The sequence below is a fragment of the Arthrobacter agilis genome (assembly GCF_002953615.1).
GTDB classification, from domain to species: domain Bacteria; phylum Actinomycetota; class Actinomycetes; order Actinomycetales; family Micrococcaceae; genus Arthrobacter_D; species Arthrobacter_D agilis_B.
In genome coordinates, this window is record NZ_CP024915.1 from 2,037,651 (window position 1) to 2,042,928 (window position 5,278).

The 5,278-nt window shown below is 69.9% G+C and carries 7 protein-coding genes; 1 reads left to right on the forward strand and 6 read right to left on the reverse strand.

Annotation, left to right across the window (positions count from 1 at the left end):
• The 3 genes from CVO76_RS09905 to CVO76_RS09915 all read right to left on the reverse strand — a co-directional run.
• Positions 1-841: cation diffusion facilitator family transporter (locus CVO76_RS09905; protein WP_208739127.1), on the reverse strand; the 841-nt coding region annotated here is incomplete at its 3' end.
• Entirely contained in the window at positions 838-1,215 is a 378-nt protein-coding gene (locus CVO76_RS09910; RefSeq protein ID WP_133081739.1) for an ArsR/SmtB family transcription factor, read from the reverse strand. The genes CVO76_RS09910 and CVO76_RS09905, both read right to left, overlap by 4 nt.
• Positions 1,216-1,341: 126 nt before the next feature.
• Positions 1,342-2,826 (reverse strand): MFS transporter, encoded by a 1,485-nt coding sequence (locus tag CVO76_RS09915; RefSeq protein ID WP_208739128.1) that lies wholly within the window; start codon positions 2,824-2,826, stop codon positions 1,342-1,344.
• 203 nt (positions 2,827-3,029) lie between these two features.
• On the opposite strand from CVO76_RS09915, the gene CVO76_RS09920 reads away from it, so the two are divergent.
• Positions 3,030-3,569, forward strand: a complete 540-nt coding sequence (locus CVO76_RS09920) for a M23 family metallopeptidase (protein WP_208739129.1) — start codon at positions 3,030-3,032, stop codon at positions 3,567-3,569.
• A 31-nt stretch (positions 3,570-3,600) separates the two neighbouring features.
• On the opposite strand, the gene CVO76_RS09925 is transcribed toward CVO76_RS09920, so the two are convergent.
• From CVO76_RS09925 to CVO76_RS09935, 3 genes are all read right to left on the reverse strand, one after another.
• Entirely contained in the window at positions 3,601-4,446 is an 846-nt protein-coding gene (locus tag CVO76_RS09925; protein ID WP_208739130.1) for an HNH endonuclease, read from the reverse strand.
• Between the two features lie 68 nt (positions 4,447-4,514).
• A complete protein-coding gene (locus CVO76_RS09930; RefSeq protein ID WP_208739131.1) occupies positions 4,515-4,889 on the reverse strand; it encodes a hypothetical protein in 375 nt (124 codons plus the stop codon).
• A gap of 205 nt (positions 4,890-5,094) precedes the next feature.
• A partial coding sequence (locus tag CVO76_RS09935) for a hypothetical protein (RefSeq protein WP_208739132.1) occupies positions 5,095-5,278 on the reverse strand: 184 nt, incomplete at its 5' end.

Consider the following 5,278-nt stretch of genomic DNA (forward strand, 5'->3'; position numbering starts at 1 on the left):
TGTTGAGGTCGCTCAGGATCCGGGGGGCGGATCCGTTGTCGAAGGCGTCGTCGTCGACCTGTACGTGCGCGGTGAGTGCGGGCAGGCCCGAGGTGATGGTCCAGGCGTGCAGATCCTCCACCAGCACCACGCCCGGGACCTCCTCCATGTGTCGGCGCACTTCGGCCAGGTCGGTGTCACTGGGGGTTGCCTCCAGCAGGACGAGCACCACGGCTTTGAGCAGGCCGTATGCGCGCGGGAGGATCAGCAGGCCGATGGCGATGCCGGCCAGTCCGTCCGCCGCCAGGAACCCGGTGGACCAGATGACCAGGGCGGCGACGATCACCGCGGCGGAGCCCAGCAGGTCACCCAGCACTTCGAGGTAGGCGCCGCGGACATTAAGGCTCTCCTTCCGCCCGCCTGTCAGCAGGCGCAGGGCGACGATGTTCGCGACCAAACCGAGTGCGGCTGCCACCAGCATGACCGGTGCGTCGACGTCGGCCGGGCCCAGGGCCCGCCTGGTTCCCTCGATGAGCATCAGGACCCCGATGACAGCGACGACCAGGCCATTCACGAGGGCGGCGAGGATCTCCACGCGCTTCCACCCGAAGGTGCGGCGCTCGGTCCCGGGTCGGGCCGCCAGGCCCGTGGCGACGATCGCGATCGCCAGACCCGCCGAGTCACTGAGCATGTGTCCGGCATCGGCCAGCAGTGACACCGATCCGGACGCGAGTGCGCCGACGACCTCGATCAGCATCACCGATACGCTGATGGCGAGTGCCCCGATCAGCCGTCGCCGGTGGGATCCGCCGGCGGTGGGAGCAGTGCCGATCCCGTGGCTGTGGCCGTGGCTGTGGCTCATCGCCCACCGCCCGGCAGGCGGGCGGAGTCCCGGTCCGTCCCTGATGCCGCATGGTGGTCGAGCGGATCCTGGTCCGGTCCGTGCGGATCGATCAGGCGTTCGCCGGCGTGCAGGAGTTCATCGAGGCCGGAGGTGGCCAGCCGGTACAGGGTGGCACGACCGTCAGGGGCCGCCTCGACGAGGCCGGCACCCTTGAGGACCGCCAGATGGGCCGACACCGTGGACTGGGCCAGGCCGAGATGCGCGGAGAGCTCGCCCACCCGGTGCGGGCCGTCCGCCAGGCAGTGCACCAGGGACAGCCGGGCAGGCTCGGCCAGCGCACGGAACAACCGCGCGACCGCGTCATGCTGGTGCAGATCGTAATTCATCGCCATCCAACGATTATATCGGTATCGATCGATCGGAAGAAAGCGTCGGGTCCGTCTGCAGCCGCGACGGCCGGGATGGTCGGAGGTCCGCCTGTCCCGTGCCGGAGCGCTTTGCTCCACGCCGGAAGCCGACTACTCCTGCGACGGTTCCGCACCCTCGGCGGTCGTCCGGGCATACGATTCCGAGACCCGGCGGTAGACAGGGGTCAGGAACGCCAGCACCGCGGCCGCGATGATGATGATCCCCGCCACCAGGAACACGAGGGCGATGCCCCGGGAGGTGCCCTCGCCCAGCAGGGGGGCGAGGTGCGAGCCGCCCTCGGGCGATCGTGCATAGGGGATGATCCAGAACTGCGCGATCGGCGCGATCAGGAACGCGGTGACGGGCGCTGCCGCGGATTCGAACGCCATGGCGAATCCGAATACACGCCCCTGCCGCTGCAGGGGGACCACCCGCTGGATGACCGTCTGCTCGGCGGCCTCCACGAAGGGGACCAGGACGAGGTAGAGCCAGATGCCGGCGACGTACAGCCACGCCCACTCGCGCACCGTGAAGGCCGCACCGACGATGCCCATCAGGACGACGGCGATGAGCATGGTGCGCAGCGGGTTGGCTCCGAGGCCGAACTTGCCGATCAGGGCGCCGCCCACCAGGAACCCGGTGGCGCCGACCGCGAACCAGGTCCCCCACAGCTCCACGGGGAACAGCTCCAGCCCGTAGGGGTCCATCAGGGCCATGTAGACGCCGCCCACGAAGTTGTTGAACGTGGAGAAGAGGATCAGCGCGAACAGTCCGGAGATGGCCAGGACGGCAGCGAAGGAGCCACGCAGGTCGAAGCCGCCGTGGGCGTCCGTCGCGGCCGCGCGCACCTCTTCGGGCATGCGCAGCGTGAGCAGGTGCGCGAATGCGAGAGCCGTGAGCACAAGGGCGACGACGATGGTCCAGCCCATGCCGATCAGCCCGACCGACAACCCGGAGAGCACCGAGGTCACGATGAACATGAGTCCCTGCACCATGCCCACCAGCCCGTTGGCGTTGGCCCGCCGGTCCGGTTCGATGAGGATGGTGACCGTGGTGGCGAGGGCGATGTTCCGCATGTTCTCGACGACGGCACCGATCAGGATGATCAGGGTGAAGGCCCAGAACCACGGCTGTCGTAGATCCAGCAGGGTGGCGGCGGGCGTCAGCAGGAACATCCCTCCGGACAGCACGAACATCACCAGCGTGAAGCCGGCGGCGAAGCGCATCACGGCCAGCTTGCGGTAGCGGTCCACGAAGGTGCCGAAGCTGATGCTGGAGAGGGCGATCAACAGCATGTAGGCACCGCCGATGACTCCGGTGGCGATCACGTTGCGGGTCTGCAGGTAGGCCCAGAACGTGAGGGCGAACCACAGGTAACTCGTCGTGATGTTCGCGACCCCGGTGTTCACCAGGATGCGCAGAAAGGTGCGGGACCGCTCCGCCGGACTGCGGACGGACGTGTGGAGCGACTCGCTGTCGGGCCGGTCCTCGGAGTCGCCGGGCTGCCGGAAAGGGACGGCGACGTCCTCGGAGAGGCCCGTGCTGCCATGCGGAACCGCAGCGGCCCCCGGCGGGACCGGTTCCTGCCCGGTCATGCGCCCCAGTGTACTGAGAATGAACCGGGACGGGAACGCTTGCCGCAGGGCAGGATGGACGTATCGGGACGACGAAGGAGGACCGTGCTGTGGCGCCGAATGCCCCGGAGCAGCATCCCGTCCTTCTGCGATATCCCCTCCGGGGCCTCCTCCTGGTCCGCAACAGCCCGGCCCGAAGGGTACCCAGTCACGGCACCGATCGGATGGGGACCACCTACGCCATCGACCTCGTGCCCGTCGATGCTCGCCACCGTACGGCCCGTTGGGGCTGGCGCGCGCTCGTCGCGACGGAACCGCCGGAGGACTTCTTCGGGTTCGGGGTCCCGGTACTGGCACCCTGCACGGGCGTCGTCGTCGTCGCCCACGACGGCGAGAGTGACCACGAGGCCCGCCGGTCGCAGCTCCACCTGCTCGCCTACGCGCTGGGCCAACCGCGCCGTCTCCGGGACGGTGCGGGTGCGATCGCTGGCAATCACGTCGTCATCGCCCTCGCCGCGGGCGGCCCCTTCGTGCTCGTCGCCCATCTGCGCCAGGGTTCGCTCGCTGTCCGGCGCGGCGACCGGGTGACCGCCGGTGCCCTGGTCGGGGCGTGCGGGAACTCCGGGAACAACACACAACCGCATGTGCACGTCCAGGCGACCGACAGCATCGACTGGCCGCTCGCCCGTGGCCTGCCCATCGCCTTCGAGGGCGCCGCGGGTCCGGAACTCCCCGCCGAATACCGGATCGTCGTCGTCCCCTGAGCCGGTCATCGGTCGACGCGCGGTAGCGGGGTCAGGTGCCGAGGATCCGCGCCGCAGCCGCCTCGGACTCGAGTTGTTCCGGGGTGAGCACCGATCCGCGCAGGAATCCCGCCCCACGCAGCATCGTCCTGATGTCCTCGACGCCGTAGGGCTCGGGCCAGCGGCTGTGGGCCACGACGTGGCAGGTGGGGCACAGGGGTATGAGGTCGACGAGGGGGTCGACCTCATACCCGGCCTCGAGGTGCGCGTGCGGCGTGATGTGGTGGACCTGCATCACCGCGGGGCCCTCGATCCCGTAGACCTGTTCGGGATCCAGCCCGCACGCATGGCATACAGAACCCCGGTGGGCCATCGCGACGCGCCGCAGGTCCTGGTCCCGCTCGAACCCGTTGACCGGCACGCGTCGGACGGCCGACGCGGGCAGGGCGCCGGGGAGCGGGTCGAGGGACGCACGGTCCGGGGGGTTGGCCTCCGCCCACAGCATCCGGACGGCGAGTTCCGCCGGACCGTCGATGAATCGCACCGGGGGTTCTCCGGTGCGGAGATCCGGTAGCCGTCCGGCGACGTCGGCACATGGCACCTGGTCGCCGCGGGGCAGCAGGAGGTCGAGATCGACGTCGATCTCCACCGACCCGGCCTCCGAGCACGTCGGAGAGCGGATTGCGGCAAGGGTGCCGTGTCCGATCAGGCCGTGCTGGGCGGGACGCGCGCCCACCGCGAGCAGCCATACGTCCAGGCCCTCGACCAGGGCGGGGTCGCCCGGCACCTGCCACTCCTGCCGGACGACGCCGGTCCTCCGGACCGTTTCGACGTCCGCCGCGTAGACGCCGGTCCACCCCGGCTGCCCGGGGTCCCACCCGATGATCAGTGCCGCCATGCCATCGAGTGTGCCACGACCGGGCGCCCGGACGGGTCCGGAGGACGGCCGGGGTGGTTCGTCGGGCGTCAGGCCCGCAGCAACCAGCGGACCGCGGCGTCCCGGTCCAGGAAGAATCGGGTCTTCGTCGCCGATCTGACCATGAACGCCATGAGGACGCGGTCGACGTCGTCGTACCCGAGGATGGCGATCCGTGCTGGATGCTCGTAGGCGAGGACGAGCTCCCTCGCTGCCCAGGTGACCTCCCGAAGGGCGGAGACCTCGACCAGCAGGGGAAGACCGCCGCGGCCGGATGCGGCGATCGCCGATCCCGCGACCGTGATGTCCTCCCGGTCGATGACGATCCGCGGCTGCCAGCGCAGGCAGAGCATGAAGGGCAGGGCGGTCACCGAGAGCCGCCCCTCGCCGGTCCTGCCCGGTGCCTGGTCCGTGCATCGGGGCATCACGTGTGCATCCAAATCGGGTAACCGCCTCAGGCGACCTCGGAGCGGCAACTCACAGTACTGTCGGGGATCTCGGCCGGGCCGCTCGCCGGCGGCAGCCCGCGCAGGAGCACGCCGACCGACATGCATTCGGACCTGCATCCCGGACGGATGGGTCACGGGACGAAAGACTTTCGGATCCGTCGGCAGCGCTCCCCGACGGAGGTCAGAGGTTCCAGGCGGGCCGGCCGTCCCACACGCCATGGGCGTCGAACGTGGCGATGATGGCGCGGACTCCGGGGGCGAGGACCGGCAGGCCGTCATCGACGGCGGTCAGCGGACCGTAATGCCGCAGCTGCGCCATCTCGTTGGCGAAATGCAACGCCCTCGCATGATCGGTCGTGAGCCGA

What these genes read in the sequence shown, in the direction of transcription:
- CVO76_RS09910 (WP_133081739.1), bottom strand. Translation starts at nt 1,215, where the DNA reads ATGGCGATGAATTACGATCTGCACCAGCATGACGCGGTCGCGCGGTTG.
- CVO76_RS09915 (WP_208739128.1), bottom strand. Translation starts at nt 2,826, where the DNA reads ATGACCGGGCAGGAACCGGTCCCGCCGGGGGCCGCTGCGGTTCCGCAT.
- CVO76_RS09920 (WP_208739129.1), top strand. Translation starts at nt 3,030, where the DNA reads ATGGGGACCACCTACGCCATCGACCTCGTGCCCGTCGATGCTCGCCAC.
- CVO76_RS09925 (WP_208739130.1), bottom strand. Translation starts at nt 4,446, where the DNA reads ATGGCGGCACTGATCATCGGGTGGGACCCCGGGCAGCCGGGGTGGACC.
- CVO76_RS09930 (WP_208739131.1), bottom strand. Translation starts at nt 4,889, where the DNA reads ATGCCCCGATGCACGGACCAGGCACCGGGCAGGACCGGCGAGGGGCGG.